The organism is Aliiroseovarius sp., assembly GCF_965228805.1.
Lineage (GTDB): Bacteria > Pseudomonadota > Alphaproteobacteria > Rhodobacterales > Rhodobacteraceae > JASBTN01.
The window spans coordinates 2,681,672-2,702,433 of sequence record NZ_CBDDIE010000003.1; the positions used below are offsets into that span (position 1 = coordinate 2,681,672).

Consider the following 20,762-nt stretch of genomic DNA (forward strand, 5'->3'; position numbering starts at 1 on the left):
TTATTAAATAATTTCCACCTGCGGAGGCGGTGGTCCGAGCTGCGCTCCGGGAGAGCGGTCAGGTGTCGGGCGGGATTAGCACGAAGTTCCCGACGTGTTTCTTCTTCAGGAATTCCTCCTGCGCCTCGGCAATCCGTTCCAACGGGTAGGTCGCGGCGACGAGGGGTGTGAGTTGGCCGGCCTCAATCAGTGACACGAGGCGCGGGAAGACCGGTTCGTCCCAGGCCGTCGAGCCGTAAAGGGTGATGTCCTTGAGGTACATGTCACGCATGTCCAGCGCCACGATCGGCCCGGCAATCGCGCCGGAACTGGCATAGCGTCCACCGCGTTTCAGGAGCTTCAGGAGTACCGGGAACCCGGGCCCGGCGACGTTGTCGATGACCACGTCCACGGCCTCTTCGCCCAGGTTTGCCAGCAGGTCCGCGTCGCGGGGGATCAGGGTGTCTGCGCCCAACCCGCGCAGCGCGTTGAGCTTGGTGGCACCGGCCACCGCGACCACTTGGGCGCCCCGGCATTTGGCAAGCTGAACCGTCGCCGACCCCACCCCGCCTGAAGCGCCGGTGACCAGCACCCGGTCGCCAGGGCCGACACGGGCGCGGGTCAGCATGGTTTCGGCAGTGCCATAGGCGCAGGGGATGGTGGCAAGCTCTGCATCGCTCCAGGACGTGTCGACGGCGAAGACCTCGGAGGCGGGAACCTTGACGAATTGCGCAAAGGCGCCGTCGAAATCGGAGGCCATCCAGATATTCTCGGGCCTGTCGAACCCGTTCACCCGGATGCAGGCGCGCACGATCACGCGGGTGCCGATCCGGGCGGGATCCACCCCGTCGCCCGTAGCCACTACGCGGCCACAGCAGTCGGTGCCCTGGATCAGCGGAAAGGGCGTGGCCCCGGCCCAGCCGCCGTCGGCTTTCTGTTCGCCCGCCTGGGCCTGTGCATCCTGGGTCGCATCCGTACTGCCGGTGACCGAGGCGGAGTACCAGCCGAGGCGCGTGTTGATCTCGGTATTGTTTACCCCGGCGGCGAGCACGCGCAGAAGCACCTCGCCGGGGCGGGGACGGGGCAGGGGAACCTGGCGCGGCTCCAACCGGTCATAGCCGCCATTACCGGTGGTCACGATGGCGAACATGGTGTCGGGCAGGTTGGGTTGGTTGGGCAGGTTGGGCATGGGCGCTCCTGTATCTGGCTGGAAGGATCACAGCAGACCGGGGTGTCAAGGTCCAGACCTCCGTGCCCCTGCGACAGTGCGTGCATTGACGCGAGGGTGGGTGGAGTATTAGTAATTCGCAAAGATGAATGTGTGAATTGGGTGGCGTCGTGCAGCCCGGATGAATGGGAACGTGTTGAGCGTTTTGTCGGGGCAGGGGCGCGCGCGGCATGCCTTCGTGCCGGTGAACGATCCGTCCCGTGAATGAAATCCCGCCGCAGCGGAGTGAGTGGCCGCTGCGATCGGGCCTGCTGGGCCGCCGGGGTGACCTGGCGGCCTTTTTTCGTGGTCCCCCGCGTGCAGAGGCGTTGCCAAGCGGCGTGCGCGTGCCGCGCACCCATGATGTCTTGCGCCTTGTGGCGCTCGGGGCGCCGCGTGTGGTTAGGGCGGTGCCTGGTTTGCGGTTGATGGGGCAGATGACGGGGCGCGCCCGCCAGCCCGTGCCGGGCTGGCGATGCCGCGCGTCAGCGCGGCCCCCCTGCATCAAATTTATGTGCCATAAATTTCCCTGGCACTATTCCCGTCGGGCAGGGCTTACAGCCCCTTGGCGCGGTAGCTCTTGGCCACGCGGTCGATCGCCACGATATAGGCCGCCACGCGCAGGTCGGTGACATCGTCACGCCCGTGCCAGACCTCGCGCATCGACTGATAGGCGATGCGCATCGTGTCATCGAGCCCTGAGCGCACCAGTTCCAGCTCATCTGCACCACGCAGGTAGCGCTGCTTGAAGTCCGGTTTCATCGACCAGGCGTCGCCCAGGTGGTCGGAGAGCCGTTCCAGCTCGTCCACCACCAGCTGGTGGCGCGCCTCTTCCTGGCGGCGTTGCATGCGGCCGAAGCGGATGTGGCTGAGGTTCTTGACCCATTCGAAATAGGAGACCGTCACACCGCCTGCGTTGGCATACATGTCGGGAATGATCACCGTGCCCTTCTTGCGCAGGATCTCGTCGGCACCGGCGGTCACCGGTCCGTTCGCCGCCTCGATGATAAGCGGGGCCTTGATGTTGTTCGCATTGGTCAGGTTGATCACGCCCTCCAGCGCGGCGGGGATCAGGATGTCGCAGTCCTGCTCCAGCACCTTGGCGCCGTCTTCGACATAGGTCGCATCGGCATAGTCCTTTACCCCGCCGTGGTTGACGATCCAGCGGTGCACCGCCTCGACGTCCAGCCCGCGGTCATCCACCAGCGCGCCGTCGCGTTCAATGATGCCGGTGATCTTCGCACCATCCTCCGAGGCCAGGAACTTGGCCGCGTGGAAGCCCACATTGCCCAGCCCCTGCACGACGATGCGCTTGCCGTCGAGCTTGCCTTCCATCCCGGCCGCCTTGACGTCCTCGGGGTTGCGGAAGAACTCGCGCAGGGCGTATTGCACGCCGCGCCCGGTGGCCTCCACCCGGCCCGAGATCCCGCCCGCATTCAGCGGTTTGCCGGTGACACAGGCCTTGGCGTTGATGTCGGTCGTGTTCATGCGGGCGAACTGGTCGGCGATCCAGGCCATCTCGCGTTCGCCGGTGCCCATGTCGGGGGCAGGGACGTTTTGTGAGGGGTTGATCAGGTCGCGTTTGGCCAGCTCATAGGCAAAACGGCGGGTGATCAGCTCCAGCTCATGTTCCTCATACTGGCGCGGGTCGATGCACAGGCCGCCCTTCGAGCCGCCGAAGGGCGTTTCCACCAGGGCGCATTTGTAGGTCATCAGGGCGGCCAGCGCCTCCACCTCGTCCTGGTTCACGCCGATCGCGTAGCGGATCCCGCCCTTGACCGGTTCCATGTGTTCCGAATGCACCGAGCGATAGCCGGTAAATGTCTGGATTTCGCCGCGAAGACGCACACCGAAGCGTACGGTATAGGTCGCGTTGCAGACGCGGATCTTCTGTTCCAGCCCCGGCGGCAGGTCCATCAGCCCCACGGCGCGATTGAACATCAAGTCCACGGATTGACGAAAACTGGGTTCCTGAACGGCGGCCATGGGCCCCTCCTGGTTGGTCACGATAACTGAGTCGCATCTGCGACATTCTGACCTGACCCTAGGCCGGTTTGGTTAACAGGACACCCAGAAAGTTCCGATGCGGACATATTTTTCCGTGAGCAAAGGGTTAACGAAACCCGATGGATTGTCGCTGACCGGACAACAATACGCCTGTGTAGGGTCGATTGCCGCGCAATCTCCCGGAAAACGCCCTGTTTTCCCTGTCTGGCGCCCTATTTTCGCCACTTTGCCCGCGCATCTTCGCATCGTTATGGGTGTGGGCGGTTGCGTTTTATTGAACTGTGCCCCAGCGCAGGGAAAGGTCAGAGATGGCACGTATCCGCTTGAGGAATTTTGACAAGGGCTTCGCCGGGGGGCGGGTCAAGCGAAACGGGCTGATGGCACGTTTCTGGCGCGAGGAGGATGGATCGTTCATCATCTTCGGCCTTTTCCTGTTCGTGCTGATGCTGATGATCGGCGGGCTGGCCGTGGACCTGATGCGCTATGAGGCGCAACGTGCGCGCCTGCAGGCAACGCTGGACCGGGCGGTGCTGGCCGCCGCGTCGATGTCGCAGCCCGTGCCCCCGAAACAGGTTGTGATCGACTATTTCCAACGTGCGGGCCTGGGCGGGCTCATCACCGAAGACGACATCACGGTCGAGGATTTCACGACCTATCGCCGGGTGTCGGCGGATGTGGAGATGATCGTCGATGGCACGTTCATCAACCTGATGGGCATTGACCACCTGACCGCGCCGGGCGTCGGCGCGGCGGAAGAGAGCGCCTCGCAGACCGAAATCAGCCTGGTTCTGGACGTCTCGGGGTCGATGCGCTGGAGCTCGGCCTCGGGCAACTCGAAAAACTACGAGCTGCGCCAGGCGGCCAAACAGTTCGTCAACATCCTGCAATGCGACCCGTCCGACGGCGAAGAGACCGAGGATTGCACGGTTGAATTCGGCAAGGTCTCGATCAGCCTCATTCCCTATTCGGAACAGGTCGTGGCAGGCGAAACCCTGCTGGCGGCGCTGCCGGACAATGTGACCGTGACGGCCGAACACACGTCGTCGAGCTGCATTCACTGGGCCGAAGAGGATTTCGAGGATACCGGGCTGGACCTGACCGATCCGCTTCTGACCCTGCAACGGGCCGGGCATTTCGACCCGTGGAGCGGCACCTGGGACATTCCGGATGAGGAAGAAAACTGGACCTGCCGCATTCTTGAAGATGACGCCTGGCGTGAGATCATGCCCTTTGGCGCCTCACATGCGGACCTGCGTGCCCGCATTGAGCAACTGGGCAATGACGGCAACACCTCGATCGACATCGGCATGAAATGGGCCACGTTGCTGCTGGATCCCTCGCTGCGCACCACATCCGTGGAGTTGATTGCAGAGGGCGAAGTCGATGCCACCTTTGCCAACCGCCCCTTCAGCTACACGGAGCGTGGCATTTCGAAGGTCGTGGTGCTGATGACGGATGGGGAAAACACCCGTCAGCATTACCTGCATGCGGACAATCGCGAAGGCGGTAGCGAAATTTGGTATAATGAACAGGAAGATGTTTATTCTGCCTTCCGACCGTCGACGGGCAAATACTATCGCACCGATACCGGCGAATGGCTGGATGAAGCTTATGGCAACAACAATGGTGGTGAGACCGAGACAGTGCGCGTTTGCACCGGTCGGCGCTGGTGGCGCCGGTGCTGGTACGAAACCGTGACCACGACTCCCGATCCGGGTACGGCTGTTCAGCTGAGCTATCAGGAACTCTGGAAAGAGCATTGGACCTGGGCGCGCTACGACCAATACAGCTGGCTGGACGCGGGCACTTACTATGATACCACAACCAAGGACGACCGGCTGCAGGACATTTGCACGGCTGCCAAGAACGCGGGCATCACCATCTTCACGGTGGGGTTCGAAACCTCGGAACGGTCGAATGCGGTCATGGCCAGCTGCGCCAGCTCGCCCGCCCACCATTTCGACGTGGAAGGCACCGACCTGACCGACGCTTTCGCTGCGATTGCCCGCGAAATCTCGAAACTGCGACTGGTGAACTGACATGGCTGTTCTGACCCGCACAAAACGCCTTGGCCGCCGGTTCCTGCGTGAGGAAAGCGGCACCGCCACGATCGAGTTCGTGCTGCTGTTCCCCGCGATCATGTGGCTGTTCTTCTCGGCCATCGAGGTGGGCGTGCATATGACGCGCATGGTCATGCTGGACCGCGCGCTGGACCTGAACGTGCGTGCGCTTCGCCTGGGCGCGCTGGACCCGGCCACCCATGACGAGCTGAAACGGCGCGTCTGCTCGGATGCGCTGATCTTCAAGGATTGCCCGAATGCGGTGATCATCGAACTGATCCCGATCTCGCGCGACAATTGGAGCCTGCCCAGCGGCGGCGCCACATGCGTCGACCGGTCCGAAGAAATCGATCCGGCGATCGAGTTTACCATCGGCGGTGAGAACCAGATCATGCTGGTGCGCGCCTGTGCGGTGCTCAACCCGTTCTTCGGCGCGTCGAAACTGGTCATGCAGATGCCGCTGGACGACAGTGGCGGGGTGGTGATCACCGCTGCATCAACCTTTGTGAACGAGCCATAGGAGGGAATGACCATGCGAGATTTCCTGACCCCGCTCCGCAACCGGACCCGCGCCTTCTGCCGGGACGAAGACGGCAGCATGACGGTCGAGGCGGTGATGATCCTGCCGTTTCTGCTCTGGGCCTTCCTGGCGACCTTTACCTATTTCGACGTCTATCGCGCGAAGAACCTGGCGTTGAAGGCGAATTACGCGATCTCGGACCTTCTGAGCCGGGAAAACACGCCGATCGACATGAATTACCTGTTGGGGATCGAGGACATCTATACCTACCTCACCCAAGGCGGGGATCCGGCCTGGGTGCGCGTGACCGTGGTGCGCTGTACCGAAGATTGTACGGATGAGGCCGTGCGGACATTGGATGTCGGGTGGTCGAAGGCAACGGATGGTCTGGCCGCGCTGACGGATGAACAGGTCCAGGAGACCTATGCCGATGTCATCCCTCTGCTGGCCGAAGGCGATTGGGTCACCATGGTCGAAACCATGGCTGGCTATGAGCCGCCCTTTTCGGTCTATCTGACCGGGATCCGGCCTCGGGACATGCGTGACATCGTCTTGACCCGCCCGCGTTTCGCCAGCCAGTTGTGCTGGAACACCGAACCGATCTGCGACAATTACGAGTGATCGGCCACGCGTGAGCGGATCGTCGCCCCGGGCGTAGCCGTTTCGGTCAGGTGGGGCCTTGCGTCACTGCGTGTCACGCTCTGCAAGCAGAAGGCCGATCCGGTCCGCCATGTTGCGCGTCTCGGCCGGGTTGGTGGCACCGCCAACGGCCAGCCGGTCACCGATGCGCCAGTAAAGCCCTGGCACCCAGGCGCGCGGCTGCGGGCGGGTAAGGCGCAGCATGAACCCGTTGGAAGGTGTGAAGGCGAAGGCGCCGCGATCGACCGCGCGCATCTCGTCCACATGGGCAAGGATCGCGCCCTGGCTGTCCATCAGCACGCTTTCGGTCAGAACCAGGCTGCGCCCCTGACCACGCAGGGAGTGCGTGGCAACCCAAAGGCTCGCCAGGCCCAAAGCCGCAAGCAGCAGTCGCTGCACAGGACCGGCCACCGGCGAGGTGGCGGCAAGCGCCAGGAAGATGACGGCCAGGACAAAGATCAAGGTGGTCGAGACCCAGCGGCGGGCGGGCGCGGCGGAAAGCGTGGCAAGGACGGTATCGGTCATGGCCATTGTGTAGCCCGTGGCGCAGACGGGGGAAAGGGGCCACACGCGCGACCCGGCTCCCGCCCAACATGCGGAGCGCCCGTGGCGGGTGCTGTGGCCTCCCACCCCGCCGGGCCCCGCGCGTGGCCCCCTTTATCAAGCCTGTTCAATAATCCTCACGGATCCCGGCCCGGTCAGTCCATGTATTCATCCGCCCGCTGCCCGGCGCGTTCCAGATGCACCGGCAACACCCGGCCATAGAGCTGGCGCGTGCGCTCCGGGCTGCCCACCATGTCCGGCATTTCGACATAGGAGAAAATTGCCACATGCCGCGCCCGCTTGCCCTTGAGCGGCGCCACCCGGTGCAACGAGTAACGCCCACGAAACAGCTGCAAGTCGCCCGGCTCCAGCACCAGGCTGCGCACCTGATCACGTTCCCCGTCCAGAACCGCCTGGACCGCCGCGAATTCTTCGCCGCCCCCCTGGATCGATCGCAGGTTGGGCGCATACTCGAACTCGCCCCCGGCCTCGGCATTCTGCAACGCCAGCGTCACGGTGAAGTTGTTCGTGTCGAAATGCCAGGGAAACCCGTTTCCCGCGCCTGCGGTATTCACGATCACATCGGCCAAAGGGTCGGCATAGCGAAAGAACCGCGCCTCCGACTCATTCAGGGCCTGGCGGATGAAATCGTCGAAGCCCGGGAAATCATGCACCTGCCTTAGCGGCCCGTCCTTGGCGAAATTGTCCGCCGCGACGAACCCGTTCGAGCGGTCGAAGAACCGGTTTACCGGGTGGCTCGCAGGAAGCCTGTCATCGGGCTGGCTGAAATAGACATTGGTGCGCGACCCCGAGGCATGCGCCCGATCCGCCACCCCATCTGCCTCGGCCACACAGGCGGCCACGCCCTCCGAGGTCAGAAACCCCTTCAGCACGGCACAGCCATCCTGCGCCAGATCCCCCTGCACATCCGACAACATGCGCGCATAGGCCGGGCTTTCGGGCAGGTCGATCGGGTATTTGCCGAGGTCGATCAACTGCATGGTTTACCCCCTTTTCGGAACAACTTCATGCCCGGCTTCTTCCGGTTCATCATCCAGCATCTCGGGTGGGAAGCCCGGGGCGAGAATGTCCAGACCGGTGGCCTCTTCCAGCCGCTTGATGATGTTGGGGCTGAGCTCGCGCTCGCCATAACGCGCAATGCCATCGTCGAAGATCTCGATCATCTTCGGGTTCAGCTCCACCGGCACGCCCGCTCGATCTGCGACAGCCTGGAACAGGCCGATATCCTTCTTCACCAGGTCCATGGTGAAGGAAATGTCGCGCGAGCCATTCAGGATCACCTGGCTTTCGGTCTCATGGCTGAAGCTGTTGCCGGAGCTGATGCGGATCGCCTCGAAGGCGACGTTCAGGTCCATGCCGGCGGCCTTGGACACCGCCAGTGCCTCGGCATTCGCAATCAGATGCGCGGTGGCCAGGTAGTTGGTCACCACCTTCAGGATCGAGGCTGAGCCCAGTTCGCCCGTATGCAGGATGCGCCGCCCCATGGTGGTCAGGATCGGCAGGATGCGTTCGAAGGTCGCCCGGTCGCAACCCGCGAAGATCGAGATATTGCCGGTTGCCGCCCGGTGACATCCGCCCGAAACCGGACAGTCCACCGCCGCGCCACCACGTGCGATGACCATTTCGCCAAGGCGCCGGGCCTCGGCCTCGTCGGTGGTGGACATCTCCATCCAGATCTTGCCTGGAGTCACCTCCGGCAGCATCTCGGCCATCACCGCGTCGGAGGCGGCGGGCGAGGGCAGGCAGGTGATCACCGCATCGCAGTCGCGCATCAGCTGGGCGGGGCTCTCGGCCGCCTTGGCCCCCTTGTTGACGAAGCTCTGCACCAGGCCTGCGTCCAGGTCATGCACGGTCAGGTCCACGCCATTCCTGAGAAGGCTGCCCGAGAGCTTGCCGCCGACATTGCCCAAGCCGATGAAACCGATTTTCATATGTGTTGTCTCCCTGTGAGTCTCATTCGATGCTGGCGCGCCATTTGCGACAGGTCGCCCGTGTTTGCGACAAAGTTTCCTGTGCGTTTTTGCTGTGATGTTGCGCGGAGGGGCTCATTGTGCGCATCCGCGCGCGAAACTACCTTGAGACCGAAAGGAGATGCCCATGTCCATCCGTCCCGTCCTGTCCGAAGCCCTGGCCCAACCCACCATGGAGGGCGCAGGCGTGCACCTGCACCGCGCCTTCGGCTTTCACGAGCCCGAAGCCTATGACCCGTTCCTGCTGTTCGACGATTTCCGCAATGACGATCCAGAGAAGAGCAATGCCGGTTTCCCCTGGCATCCACATCGCGGGATCGAGACGATTACCTATGTCCTGGCCGGCGAGGTCGAACACCAGGACAGCCTGGGCAATACCGGGTTGTTGAAACCGGGTGACATCCAGTGGATGACCGCGGGGTCGGGCATCATGCACCAGGAAATGCCACTGGCGAATGCCAAGGGCCAGATGCACGGGTTCCAGCTCTGGGCCAACCTGCCCAGCGATCTGAAGATGACCGCACCGAATTATCAGGATGTGCCCGCGGTCGAGATTCCGGAGATCCACGAGGATGACGGCACCGTGGTGCGTGTCGTGGTCGGCGAGTTCTGGGGCAGGCGCGGCCCGGTGGACGGGATTGCGGCCGATCCGCTCTACCTGGATATTTCCGTGCCTGCCGGGGTCAGGAAACGGTTCCCGATCGACACCCGGCGCCAGGCCTTCGCCTATGTGTTCGAAGGGGCCGGGACCTTTGCCGATGCGGGTGTCCCCACTGGCGTGCTGCTTGAAAAGGAAGTGGCCGGACAGGAGGTGCATATCCGCGACATGTCCGGCAACCGCACCGTGGTGCGCTTTGGCGCGGGGGACGAGGTCGTCGTGCAGGCGGGCGAAAAGGGGGTGCGTTTTCTGCTGGTGGCCGGTGCCCCGATCCGCGAGCCGGTGGCCTGGCACGGGCCGATTGTGATGAATACCAAGGACGAGCTGCGCGAGGCGATGCGCGACCTGCGCGAGGGCAGCTTCATCCGCTGAAGAAGGCGCTTTCGCCCCGGCGCCCACCCTGGCTGGCCATACGCATGCGGATGGCGCGTGGCCTCCCACCCCGCCGGGGCAAAAGCGCCTTACGCCCTTCATCTTTCCGAAAATATCCCGGGGAAAGGCGCGGAACGCGCCTTGGGGCAGAGCCCCCTGCCGAGCGAAGCGAGGCCCCCCTGTATCAAAATTCTTCGAAGAATTTTCCTGGTTTAGCGATGCGCCGAAAACAGCGCTGCGCAGGCGTCATAGCAACGTGCGCGCAGCTCGGGACCTTCCATCAGCACCTCGTGCTCGGCGCCCTCGAAGACCTCCAGCGTGCCATTGGTCCAACCCGCCATGCGCTGCCGAATGGCGCTATGGGTCACGATTTTCTCTGCCGAGCCCAGGAAGGTGACTGCTGGCTGCGCGGGGGCAGGGCGCCGCGAAAGCGCCGCCATCTCGCGCAGCGCGGCATAGAGCCAGGCCAGCGACGGGCCGCCCAGGCAGAGCTCGGGATGGGCGCGGGCCTGGCGTTGCATGAACTCGTACATCTCGCGGCTGCGCGTCAGGTTGTTGCCGTCGAACGGATTGGCCAGCACATAGGTTTGTTGCTGGCTGTGCGGCGCATAGAAACGGCCGGCGCGGGTCTTGTGGGTCAGCCAGGACAGGGCCCAGGCGATGGGGCGTTCAGGGGGGAAGATCTGGATCCCCCACATTGGTGCCGAGAAGGCCGCTGCATTTACCGGCACGCCGTCGTAAAGCGCGCGCAGCGCAATGCAGCCGCCCATGGAGTGGCCCAGCATGTAATAGGGTTCGGGAAGGCCCAGCTCACCTGCCGCCGTAACCATGGCGGTGATATCCAGCTGATATTCGTCGAAATGGGTCACGTGCCCCAGATTGCGGTCGCTGTCCGCGCGATCCGCCAGCCCCTGGCCGCGCACGTCGATCACCAGTGTGGCAAAACCGCGCTGGGCGAAATCGTCGGCAGCGGGGCCGTATTTTTCGATATATTCGGTGCGACCGGGGATCAGCAGAACGGTCCCCTTGCAGGCCGCCTCGGCGGGGCCGGGCCAGAGCCCGACCCGGATGCGCACCCCGTCCGAAGTGGTCAGCCAGAAGGCCTCGCCGCCGGGCGGGCCTTCGGCGATGTCGTCAAACAGCGGGGCGCGCTCCATAAGTCAGCTCAGAAGGCTGCCCAGCTGCATGGCCTGGCCCATGTCGCCATCGACCGACAGTTTTCCGGTCATGAAGGCGGTGGTCGGGTTCAGCTCGCCCGCCAGCATTTCCTGGAACGCGTCGGCATCGGCGGTCAGGGTCACGGCGGCCTCTTCGTCCGAGGCGCGCACGCCATCGGCATCCACCACGATCGCGCCTTCGCCTTCGATGACGAATTTCGCGGAACCGTCGAAGCCACCGGCCAGTTTTTCGGTCAGAGCGGCCACCGCCGCGTTGATCACGTCGCTCACGTGCATTCCTCCGTTAAGGGGCCGGGAAGTCGGCCTGTTCGGGCTGAGTCTAGCGCAGGGTTGTAACAGCGCAAAGAGCCTCGCCTGTCAGGTGACGTATGGGAAATGGGGTTGTGACGCAACGGCGTTTACGCGAACGTAAACCCTTGTGAAAGGTTCCGGCGGCATTTCGCCGAAAGCGGAGCAACGGTGCACCGCCACGTGCTCACCGCCCCGTGTACACGCAGCGCTGGTCTGAGGCAGGCCAACCCGCTAGGCTGATGCCATGATCCGTGCGGCCGTCATTTCCCTGGCATTTCTCTTGCCGCTTCCTGCCCTGGCGCAACAGGCGCCTGAGCGGGTGGATGAGCTGTTCTCGCAACTGGCCCAGGCGGAGGAGGACAGTTGGGAAGTGATCGAGGTCGAACTGGACCGGCTCCTGGCGCAATCGGGATCCCCGGCAATGGATCTGCTGTTGGAGCGTGGCCGCCTGGCGATGCAGGATGACCGCCCCGGGGACGCGGTGGAACACCTGACCGCGCTCACGGATCACGCGCCGGAGTTTGCCGAGGGCTGGTATGCCCGTGCCACAGCCTATTACCTCACGGGCCGGGTCGGCCCGGCCTTGGCCGATCTGCAGCGCGCCCTGGCCTTGGAATCGCGCCATTACCGCGCCATTTCGGGCTTGGCGGTGATCCTCGAAGAAACCGACCAGCCCCGTCGCGCTTTGCAGGTCTATCGGCGCGCCCTTGCTATACATCCCCACGCCCCCGACATAAAAGAGGCCGTGGCGCGGCTGGAAGCGGTGCTGCTGAAAGAAATCTGACAGGCCGGAAAGGGCAGGATGATGGGCACATCCCAATCCAGAATCACCGCGATTCTGGGGCCGACGAACACCGGCAAGACCCATTACGCGATCGAACGCATGCTGGGCTATCGCACTGGCGTGATCGGGTTGCCGCTGCGCCTGCTGGCGCGGGAGGTCTATGACCGGATCGTCGCCAAGCGCGGGCCCAATGTGGTTGCTCTTGTCACCGGCGAGGAACGCATCGTGCCGGAGCGCGCCCAATATTGGGTCTGCACGGTCGAGGCGATGCCCGAGGGCATGGGCACGGATTTCCTGGCGGTGGACGAGATCCAGCTTTGTGCCGATCCCGAACGCGGCCATGTCTTTACCGACCGGCTTCTGCGTGCGCGCGGCACCCATGAGACGCTGTTCATGGGGGCCGACACCATGCGTGGCGCCATCGCCGCCCTTGTGCCAGAGGCGCAATTCACCCGCCGCGAACGGTTCTCCGAACTGGCCTACGGTGGGTCAAAGAAGATCAGCCGCATGCCCGCGCGGTCTGCCATCGTGGGGTTCTCGGTCGAAAACCTCTATGCCATTGCGGAACTCATGCGCCGCCAGAAGGGCGGCGTGGCCGTGGTCATGGGCGCGCTGTCCCCGCGCACGCGCAATGCCCAGGTGGCGATGTATCAGAACGGCGACGTCGATTACCTGGTCGCCACCGATGCCATCGGCATGGGGCTGAACCTGGACATCAACCATGTGGCCTTTTCCGCCACGACGAAATTCGACGGCCGCCGCATGCGCCCCTTGGCGCCCAACGAACTGGCTCAGATCGCTGGCCGGGCCGGGCGGCACATGAACCACGGCAGCTTCGGCGTGACCGGGGAGGCGCGTGAGCTGGACCCCGAAGTGGTCGAGGCCATTACCGAGCACCGATTCACCCCGCTGAAGAAACTCAACTGGCGCAATCCGCGGCTTGAGTTCGGCTCTATCGAGCGGCTGATCCAGTCGCTGGAAGCTTCCACAGACCATGATCGGCTGATGCGCGCTCGTGACGCAGATGATCTGTTGGCGCTGAAAGCCCTGTCGCAAGAGACCGAAGTCATGGCCCGCGCAAGTGACGGTCAGTCCGTGCGTCTGCTCTGGGATGTCTGCCGGGTGCCGGACTTTCGCGGCATCTCGCATGCCGAACATGCCTCACTTTTGGGGAACATTTTCAACGACTTGCATCAGGGCGGCGCGGTGCGAGAGGATTGGTTCGCGCGCCAGGTCAAGCGCATCGACCGCACGGATGGCGACATCGACACATTGTCGAAACGATTGGCATATATCCGCACATGGACCTATGTAGCGCAGCGTCGCGACTGGTTGGGCGATGTAACCCATTGGCGGGGCGAGACTCGTGCTGTAGAAGATCGCCTGTCAGACGCGCTGCATACGGCGCTGACCAAACGATTTGTTGACCGGCGCACATCTGTGCTTTTGCGCCGGTTGAAGCAGAAGGAGGGCCTTGTGGCCGACGTGAACGACAAGGGTGAAGTGACGGTGGAAGGCGAATTCGTCGGCCGTCTGGAAGGGTTCCGGTTCAGCCAGGATAAGGCTGCAACCCCCGAAGAGGCAAAGACCCTGCGGGCGGCGTCGCTCCAGGCGCTGGCGCCGGAGTTCCATCTGCGTGCGGACCGTTTCTACAACGCGCCCGATACCGAGCTGGATTTCACCGAACAGGGTGGCCTCATGTGGGGCGAACATGCGGTGGGCAAGCTGGTGAAGGGCGACGACGTGCTGAAACCGCGCGTGCAGGCTTTCGTCGATGACGAGGCCGGTGCCGACGTGGCCGAAAAGGTCACCCGCCGGTTGCAGCATTTCATCGACCGCAAGGTCTCGGCCCTGTTCGAACCGCTGGAAGCGCTGCAGAAGGACGAGACCCTGGTGGGGCTGGCCCGTGGCTTTGCCTTCCAGATGGTCGAGGCGCTGGGCATTATCCCGCGTGACCAGGTGGCCCAGGACGTGAAGGCGCTGGATCAGGATGCGCGCGGTTCGCTGCGCAAACACGGTATTCGCTTCGGCCAGTTCACCATCTTCATGCCGCTTCTGCTGAAGCCCGCGCCGACGCGCCTGCGCCTGGTGCTGACCTCGCTGTTCGAAGGGCTGGACGAGTTCCCGGAGGCGCCGCCGCCGGGCCTGGTGACCATTCCCGCGCTGCCCGCGATCGAAGCTGCGACCTATACCCGGGCCGGCTACCGCGCCGCGGGTGAACGGGCGATCCGCATCGACATGCTGGAACGCCTGGCCGACCAGCTGCGCGCCGAAGACAGCCGCGGTGGGTTCGAGGCCAAGGCCGACATGCTGTCGATCACCGGCATGACGCTGGAACAGTTCGCCGACCTGATGCAGGGTCTGGGCTACAAGGCCGAGAAGGGCGAACGCGAGAAGGTCAAAGGTCCGTCAGAGACGCCCGCGAAAGATGCGGTGGCGGAAGAGGTCAAACCGGCTGAGGCTGCCGAGGAAACGCCCGCCGAGGCCGCGCCGGAAGCCGAAGCCGCACCGGCTGAAGAGGCGCAAGCCGCTGAACCGGAAGCAAAACCCGCCGAGGGCGACGCTGTTGCCGAGGGTGAGGTCGCTGCTGATCCCGCCACCGATCCTGCCGAGCCGGTGATGGAAGTCTTCTACACCTTCACCTGGGGCGGTTTCGGCCGTCGTCAGGGCGGGCAGGGGCGCCGGGGCCAGCAGGGGCAGGGCGACCGAAAGCAGGGCGACAAGCCGCGTGGCAAGGGTGGTCCGAAGGGCGGCAAGCCGAAAGGCCGTCGTGATGATCGTGGCGGTGGCAACAAGCCGAAAACCTTCCAGTCGCGCCCGCCGAAAAAGGAAAAGGCCATCGACCCGGACAACCCCTTTGCCGCTGCGCTGATGGGGTTGAAGGACAAGTCCTAAATGGACCCCAAGCCCACAATGCGCGCCGACAAGTGGCTCTGGCACGCGCGGTTCTTCAAGACGCGCGGCCTGGCCACGAAACTGATCTCGGCGGGCCATCTGAGGGTTAATTCCGAAAAGGTCGCCAAGCCCGCCCATGGGGTTGGGCCTGGCGATGTTCTGACCTTCCCGCAAGGTCGCCGGATTCGCGTGGTCAGGATCACGTCTCTGTCAGACCGCCGCGGTCCCGTGCCGGAAGCGCAGACGTTGTACGAGGATCTGACCCCGGAAGAGGAAAAACGTCCCCAAGCCCCGCGTTTCGAGGGAAAGGGACGTCCGAGCGGGAAAGATCGTCGCAACGCACGTCTTTACGACCCGACCCGGCTTGATTGATCCGGCGCTCTGGCATAAGCCCGTGCGCAACGAAGCTCTCAATAGGTGCCTTTATGACCTACGTCGTCCTGGATAACTGCATCGCCTGCAAATACACCGACTGTGTCGAGGTTTGCCCCGTGGATTGTTTCTACGAGGGCGAGAACATGCTGGTGATCCACCCCGACGAGTGTATCGACTGCGGCGTCTGCGAGCCGGAATGCCCCGCCGACGCGATCCGCCCGGACACCGAGGCCGGGATGGAGGAATGGGTCGAGTTCAACCGGAAATACTCGGAACTCTGGCCGGTGATCGTCGAACGCAAGGACCCACTGCCCGAGGCCGAGGAGCGCGACGGCGAAGAGGGCAAGCGCGAGAAATACTTCTCGGAAGCGCCTGGCGGTTGAGCGCGGCTGTCTGAGGTGATTCGCCCAAGACTGAGCGGATTCGGTGACGGACAGATGACAAAAACCGGGGAATGGCCCGGAAAAGCGGCAAAACCCGCCCTCTCTGCGCTGCGGCGATTTGAAAGAGGTCGGTTTTTGTGGTATGTTGTTAAGTGAAATGAAACCGAAGACCTGAGATGGGGCGCGCGGCCAGCCGCCCGATCAGATCCGGAAAAATCGATAGGGACGCCAGGGGGTATGTTCGTATCCCCGGGGCGTTTTTGTCGCTCTGGAGACGCGGGTCGCAAGAGGAAGACCATCCATGAGCAAAGCCAAGAAGCTTGATTTCCGTCCCAACGAGTTCGTCGTCTACCCGGCCCACGGGGTCGGCAAGATCATCTCGATCGAGGAACAGGAAATCGCCGGCCTCCAGCTGGAGCTTTTCGTGATTTCCTTTGAAAAGGACAAGATGACCCTGCGCGTGCCGACCAACAAGGCCACCGAAGTGGGCATGCGCAGCCTGTCTTCGCCCGACGTTGTGTCGAAGGCGATGGACACGCTGAAGGGCAAGGCCCGGGTGAAACGCGCCATGTGGTCGCGCCGTGCCCAGGAATACGAACAGAAGATCAACTCGGGCGACCTGATCGCCATTGCCGAAGTGGTACGCGATCTGCACCGCAACGATGACCAGCGCGAGCAGAGCTATTCCGAACGTCAGCTTTACGAAGCCGCGTTGGAGCGTCTGACCCGCGAAGTGGCCGCCGTGGGCGGTGGCGACGAGCTCGCTGCGCAGAAGAAGGTCGATGACGTGCTGACCTCGCGCGCCGCCTGATCCGGCCAGATCCGCCCTGACGATTTCGAAAGCCGCCGTGCCCTACCGGGTGCGGCGGTTTTCTTTTGCGCGGGTACGCGGAGTGCGCGGTGCCCGCGCACGCATGTTTGCTCGCGGGGCCGTGCGGCCCCGCTTGGGCGTGTTACCCGGTTGCGAGGGTGGCGAAGGCGGCCAGGGCGGCGATCTCGGTCACCTGTTGGGTCGCGCCCAGGATGTCGCCGGTCTGCCCGCCGATTTTTGCTTTGGCGATTGACGCGAGGGCGAAGGCGGCAAGGCTTGCGGCCAGGGTTGAGGCAAGCCAGGCGGCGGGGCCGCTCAGCAGCACGCTTAGGGTCAGGGCGAGGCCCAGTCCAAGGGCGGCGGTGGTGCGAGGCGGGCGGCCGACACTGTCGGACAGGCCCTCTCCACGCGCATTGGGCAGGCTGGACATGAGGACGCCCATGGCGGCGCGGCTGAGGGCGCCCGCGGCGATCAGCGCCAGGACGGCCTGGCCCGTGGCAAAGAGCGCAGACAGCGCGGCGAAACGCAGGAGCAGCGAGAGCACCAGGGCAATCGTGCCATAGGCGCCGATGGCGCTGTCTTTCATGATCTCAAGCCGTCGCTCGCGGGTGTATCCGCCCCAGAGCCCGTCGGCGGTATCCGCCAGCCCATCCTCGTGCATGGCGCCTGTCAGCATGGCCTGGGTGACCAGGGCAAGCCCGGCGGCGAAACCCGGTGGCACGCCCAGGGACCACGTGGCCAGGCCGACCATCCCCGCGATCAGCCCCACCAATGCGCCCGCCAGGGGCCAGGCCCAGGCGGCCTGTGCGCCGCGCGCCTGGGCGCGGGCGAAATCCACCGTGATCGGCAGGCGGGTCAACAGCCCCAGGGCCGCCGGAATATCGCCGGGCGTGGCCAGGCGCATGTCGCGTTCCGTCATGGATATGTCCCCCGGGGCTGGTCGCTGTGTCCCCGCATCGGTAAACACTGCGAGGGATGGAATCAATCGGGGAGGCGGGCATGGCACCGTTTGCGACTTTGGCGGAATTTCAGGCGCAGCTCGAGGGCGCGCCGGGGCCGGACACTGCGGCGAAGGCCGCGGCCGAGGAGCGCAATGGCCAGTTGACCAAGCCCCCGGGCGCGCTGGGTCGGCTGGAAGAGCTGGCGATCTGGTACGCGAGCTGGGTCGGCAATGGCCGTCCCACGATGGAACGCCCGCAAGTCATCGTCTTCGCCGGCAACCACGGCGTCACGGCGCGCGGTGTCTCGGCCTTCCCGGCCGAGGTGACCGAGCAGATGGTGCTGAACTTCCAACACGGTGGCGCAGCGATCAACCAGCTGTCAAAGGCCTTTGGCGCCTCGATGGATGTGCACGCCCTGTCGCTGGACACGCCGACGGCGGATTTCACGACCGGCCCCGCGATGAGCGAAGACGAGGTCGTCGCGGCCCTGGCCACCGGATGGAACGCGGTGGATGCGGCGGCCGACCTGCTGGTCGTGGGCGAAATGGGCATCGGCAATACCACCTCGGCAGCGGCGATTGCGCACGCGCTGTTTGGCGAAACGGCCAGTGACTGGACCGGGCGCGGGACCGGTGTGGATGATGCCGGATTGACCTTGAAAACCCAGGTTGTGACCGAAGGTGTCGCGGCCAACCCGCAGGCGGTCGACAACGGACTTGAGGCGCTGCGTTGCCTGGGTGGGCGGGAACTGGCAGGCATGGCCGGTGCCATTGCCCGCGCTCGCGTCGAGGGTATTCCTGTGATCCTGGACGGGTTCATCTGCACCGCCGCGGCCTCCTGCCTGGAACGCGCCGTGCCCGGGGCTCTGGACCACGCCGTGGCCGGGCATGTGTCGGCCGAGGCGGCCCATGGCAAGGTGCTCTATGCGCTGGGCAAGGACCCGATCCTGGGGCTGGGCATGCGCTTGGGCGAAGGCTCTGGCGGGGCACTGGCCATTGGCATCCTGAAAGGCGCGCTGGCCTGTCATTCGGGCATGGCGACCTTTGCCGAGGCCGGGGTCAGCGACGGCTGAGGCCACTACGCCAGGTTGCTACGAAGCACCCGTGGGGCCGTGCTGGCCCCACGAAGCCGCGCGCAGCGCGGCCACGGCCCCGCAGGTGAAAATTATTCAATAATTTTGCCGCCACCTCTCGCGGTTCGTTCGAACCGCTGCCGGTCAGTGGGTGGCCCTCGCCGCTGCGCGGCTCGGGGTTCACCCGCCGGATTTGTCGCCCTTGTCGGGATCCTCGGAGAAGAGCTGGGTCAGCAGCGCGGTTTCCATGTCCTTCTCAAGCTCCATCGCACGCTGAACGTAGCTCTCATTCTCGGCCATCGGTGTGTTCGGGTCCCAAAGATGCGCCAGCTCGCGGATCGTGTAACGGTCGTGCTTGAAGAACATGCGCTCGACCTCGCTGGCCTCGAAATCGGAAAGGCCGATGTTCTCCAACACATAGCGCCCGGCGCGTAGGGAACTGTCGAAGAGCTCGCGCACGATGTCATTCGCGCCCGCCTTGTAGAGCTCATAGACATGGGTCCGCCCGGCGGCGCGCACGACGATATGCAGATCGGGGCGTGCCTGGCGGGCGTGGCGCACGATGCGGGTGGCGGCCGCGGGGTTGTTCACCGTCACCACCAGCACCTCGGCCGTGGCAAGCCCGGCGGCATTGAGCAGCTCTGGACGGGTCGGGTCGCCATAGAAGCCCTTAACCCCCAACCGGCGCAGCTGTTTGATCCGGCTCAGGTTATTGTCCAGAACCGTGGTGTCGAACCCGGCCGAGCGCACCAGCCGGTTGACCACCTGCCCGAACCGCCCGGCGCCGACGATGATCACGCTGTGGGTTTCGTCGATCTCGTCATGGGGATCCTGGCTGCGGTGTTCAACCAGGTATTTCGACAGGATGGCGTGGAAGATGAAAAAGAGCGGGGTGAGCAGCATCGACAGGGTGATGACCATCAGGAGCCCGTTGGCCATCGGCCCCTGAACCACCCCCTGTTGCAGGCCGAAGCTGGTCAGGACGAAGCCGAATTCACCGGCCTGTGCCAACCCCAGGGTAAACAGCCAGACATCGCGCCCCTTGAGGCCGAAGAGCTTGCCCAGGGCAAACAGCACAGCGCCTTTCAGCGCCATTAGCGTCAGGGCCAGCGACAGAAGTTGGCCTGGGGCAGCCAGGAAGGCCGTGACATTGATCCCGGCGCCGACGGTGATGAAGAAGAGGCCCAGAAGCAGCCCCTTGAAGGGCTGGATGTCGCTTTCCAGCTCGTGGCGAAACTCGGAGTTGGCCAGCACCACACCAGCCAGGAAGGTGCCAAGCGCGGGGGACAGGCCAACCGCGTTCATCACCACGGCGATGGAGACAACGATCAACAGCGCGAAGGCGGTGTGCATCTCCCGCAGACGGGCGGTGTCGATGAAGTGGAACAGCGGGCGGATCAGGTAGATGCCGCCCAGGATGATTGCGCCGACCGCGCCCAGCGTGACCAGGGTCACGCCCCAACCGGGCAGGCCTTCGACCAGGGACAGGCTGGCATGATCGTCACCCGCGTGCAGCCCCGAGTGCAGCGCCAGCAGGGGCAGCACCGCCAGCATCGGAATGACCGCGATGTCCTGGGTCAGCAGGACCGAAAAGCTGGCCCGCCCGCCGCCGGTGGGCATCAGCTCCTTTTCGGTCAGGGTCTGCAACACGATGGCGGTCGAACTGAGCGCCAGGATCATGCCGATCGCGATGGCCTCGGGCAGGGGACGCCCCACAGCCCAGAGCGCGGTGGTGATCAGCCCCATGGTCACGGTGATCTGCAGGCCTCCCAGCCCGAGGAGCCGGTGGCGCATGTCCCAGAGCGCGCGGGGTTCCAGTTCCAGCCCGATCAGGAACAGCATCATGACGACGCCGAACTCGGCGAAATGCTGAAGGTCCTGCGTTTCGGTGCCGACCAGCCCCAGGACCGGGCCGATCATGATCCCGGCCAGCAGGTATCCCAACACGCTTCCCAACCCCAGGCGCGAGGCCAGCGGCACCGCGATGACCGCGGCACCCAGGTAGATCGTGGCTTGAAAAAGAAAGCTCTCCATGAGGTCGATATCGCAAGGGGCG

Annotated in this window: 19 protein-coding genes; 10 read left to right on the forward strand and 9 right to left on the reverse strand. The window is 64.4% G+C overall.

The genetic code is table 11. The annotated features are described in order from the left end of the window. Nucleotides 1-58: 58 nt before the first annotated feature. Both ACO07D_RS14195 and ACO07D_RS14200 read right to left on the reverse strand, forming a co-directional pair. Nucleotides 59-1,168 carry an alcohol dehydrogenase family protein gene (locus ACO07D_RS14195; protein ID WP_421703599.1) on the reverse strand — a complete coding sequence of 370 codons (1,110 nt, stop codon included), beginning with the start codon at nucleotides 1,166-1,168 and terminating at the stop codon, nucleotides 59-61. A 573-nt stretch (nucleotides 1,169-1,741) separates the two neighbouring features. Further along, nucleotides 1,742-3,172 (reverse strand): Glu/Leu/Phe/Val family dehydrogenase, encoded by a 1,431-nt coding sequence (locus ACO07D_RS14200; protein WP_421703600.1) that lies wholly within the window; start codon nucleotides 3,170-3,172, stop codon nucleotides 1,742-1,744. A gap of 329 nt (nucleotides 3,173-3,501) precedes the next feature. On the opposite strand from ACO07D_RS14200, the gene ACO07D_RS14205 reads away from it, so the two are divergent. Genes ACO07D_RS14205 through ACO07D_RS14215 form a run of 3 tightly spaced genes read left to right on the forward strand, consistent with a single transcriptional unit; the run spans nucleotide 3,502 to nucleotide 6,394 of the window. Continuing rightward, nucleotides 3,502-5,232, forward strand: a complete 1,731-nt coding sequence (locus ACO07D_RS14205) for a Tad domain-containing protein (RefSeq protein WP_421703601.1) — start codon at nucleotides 3,502-3,504, stop codon at nucleotides 5,230-5,232. 1 nt (nucleotide 5,233) lies between these two features. Next, nucleotides 5,234-5,773, forward strand: coding sequence for a TadE/TadG family type IV pilus assembly protein (locus tag ACO07D_RS14210; protein WP_421703602.1), 540 nt, complete (start codon nucleotides 5,234-5,236; stop codon nucleotides 5,771-5,773). A gap of 12 nt (nucleotides 5,774-5,785) precedes the next feature. Continuing rightward, nucleotides 5,786-6,394 carry a TadE/TadG family type IV pilus assembly protein gene (locus ACO07D_RS14215; RefSeq protein ID WP_421703603.1) on the forward strand — a complete coding sequence of 203 codons (609 nt, stop codon included), beginning with the start codon at nucleotides 5,786-5,788 and terminating at the stop codon, nucleotides 6,392-6,394. A gap of 63 nt (nucleotides 6,395-6,457) precedes the next feature. Here ACO07D_RS14215 and ACO07D_RS14220 read toward each other — a convergent pair whose 3' ends face one another. The 3 genes from ACO07D_RS14220 to ACO07D_RS14230 form a co-directional block, all read right to left on the reverse strand. Continuing rightward, on the reverse strand, nucleotides 6,458-6,937 hold the full coding sequence (locus ACO07D_RS14220; RefSeq protein ID WP_421703604.1) for a hypothetical protein: 480 nt from the start codon (nucleotides 6,935-6,937) through the stop codon (nucleotides 6,458-6,460). A gap of 173 nt (nucleotides 6,938-7,110) precedes the next feature. Next, nucleotides 7,111-7,956 (reverse strand): HalD/BesD family halogenase, encoded by an 846-nt coding sequence (locus ACO07D_RS14225; RefSeq protein ID WP_421703605.1) that lies wholly within the window; start codon nucleotides 7,954-7,956, stop codon nucleotides 7,111-7,113. 3 nt (nucleotides 7,957-7,959) lie between these two features. Then, entirely contained in the window at nucleotides 7,960-9,006 is a 1,047-nt protein-coding gene (locus ACO07D_RS14230; RefSeq protein WP_421705035.1) for an NAD(P)-dependent oxidoreductase, read from the reverse strand. Between the two features lie 67 nt (nucleotides 9,007-9,073). Here ACO07D_RS14230 and ACO07D_RS14235 point away from each other — a divergent pair, with 67 nt between their 5' ends. After that, a complete protein-coding gene (locus ACO07D_RS14235; protein ID WP_421703606.1) occupies nucleotides 9,074-9,976 on the forward strand; it encodes a pirin family protein in 903 nt (300 codons plus the stop codon). 212 nt (nucleotides 9,977-10,188) lie between these two features. Here the strand turns inward: ACO07D_RS14235 and ACO07D_RS14240 are convergent, their stop codons facing one another. Both ACO07D_RS14240 and ACO07D_RS14245 read right to left on the reverse strand, forming a co-directional pair. Further along, on the reverse strand, nucleotides 10,189-11,133 hold the full coding sequence (locus ACO07D_RS14240; RefSeq protein WP_421703607.1) for an alpha/beta fold hydrolase: 945 nt from the start codon (nucleotides 11,131-11,133) through the stop codon (nucleotides 10,189-10,191). 3 nt (nucleotides 11,134-11,136) lie between these two features. Next, entirely contained in the window at nucleotides 11,137-11,424 is a 288-nt protein-coding gene (locus ACO07D_RS14245) for an SCP2 sterol-binding domain-containing protein (protein WP_421703608.1), read from the reverse strand. A gap of 265 nt (nucleotides 11,425-11,689) precedes the next feature. Here ACO07D_RS14245 and ACO07D_RS14250 point away from each other — a divergent pair, with 265 nt between their 5' ends. From ACO07D_RS14250 to ACO07D_RS14270, 5 genes are all read left to right on the forward strand, one after another. Then, complete coding sequence (locus ACO07D_RS14250) at nucleotides 11,690-12,229, forward strand: tetratricopeptide repeat protein (RefSeq protein ID WP_421703609.1); 540 nt, start codon at nucleotides 11,690-11,692, stop codon at nucleotides 12,227-12,229. Between the two features lie 18 nt (nucleotides 12,230-12,247). Continuing rightward, complete coding sequence (locus tag ACO07D_RS14255; protein ID WP_421703610.1) at nucleotides 12,248-15,124, forward strand: helicase-related protein; 2,877 nt, start codon at nucleotides 12,248-12,250, stop codon at nucleotides 15,122-15,124. Further along, complete coding sequence (locus ACO07D_RS14260) at nucleotides 15,125-15,496, forward strand: RNA-binding S4 domain-containing protein (RefSeq protein WP_421703611.1); 372 nt, start codon at nucleotides 15,125-15,127, stop codon at nucleotides 15,494-15,496. 53 nt (nucleotides 15,497-15,549) lie between these two features. Then, nucleotides 15,550-15,882 carry a ferredoxin FdxA gene (gene fdxA, locus ACO07D_RS14265; RefSeq protein ID WP_421703612.1) on the forward strand — a complete coding sequence of 111 codons (333 nt, stop codon included), beginning with the start codon at nucleotides 15,550-15,552 and terminating at the stop codon, nucleotides 15,880-15,882. A 301-nt stretch (nucleotides 15,883-16,183) separates the two neighbouring features. Continuing rightward, a complete protein-coding gene (locus ACO07D_RS14270; RefSeq protein WP_421703613.1) occupies nucleotides 16,184-16,693 on the forward strand; it encodes a CarD family transcriptional regulator in 510 nt (169 codons plus the stop codon). A gap of 142 nt (nucleotides 16,694-16,835) precedes the next feature. Here ACO07D_RS14270 and cobS read toward each other — a convergent pair whose 3' ends face one another. Next, nucleotides 16,836-17,612, reverse strand: coding sequence for an adenosylcobinamide-GDP ribazoletransferase (gene cobS, locus ACO07D_RS14275; RefSeq protein WP_421703614.1), 777 nt, complete (start codon nucleotides 17,610-17,612; stop codon nucleotides 16,836-16,838). A gap of 80 nt (nucleotides 17,613-17,692) precedes the next feature. Here cobS and cobT point away from each other — a divergent pair, with 80 nt between their 5' ends. Next, on the forward strand, nucleotides 17,693-18,706 hold the full coding sequence (cobT, locus tag ACO07D_RS14280; protein WP_421703615.1) for a nicotinate-nucleotide--dimethylbenzimidazole phosphoribosyltransferase: 1,014 nt from the start codon (nucleotides 17,693-17,695) through the stop codon (nucleotides 18,704-18,706). Between the two features lie 180 nt (nucleotides 18,707-18,886). On the opposite strand, the gene ACO07D_RS14285 is transcribed toward cobT, so the two are convergent. Continuing rightward, nucleotides 18,887-20,740, reverse strand: coding sequence for a cation:proton antiporter (locus ACO07D_RS14285; RefSeq protein ID WP_421703616.1), 1,854 nt, complete (start codon nucleotides 20,738-20,740; stop codon nucleotides 18,887-18,889). Nucleotides 20,741-20,762 lie beyond the last annotated feature (22 nt).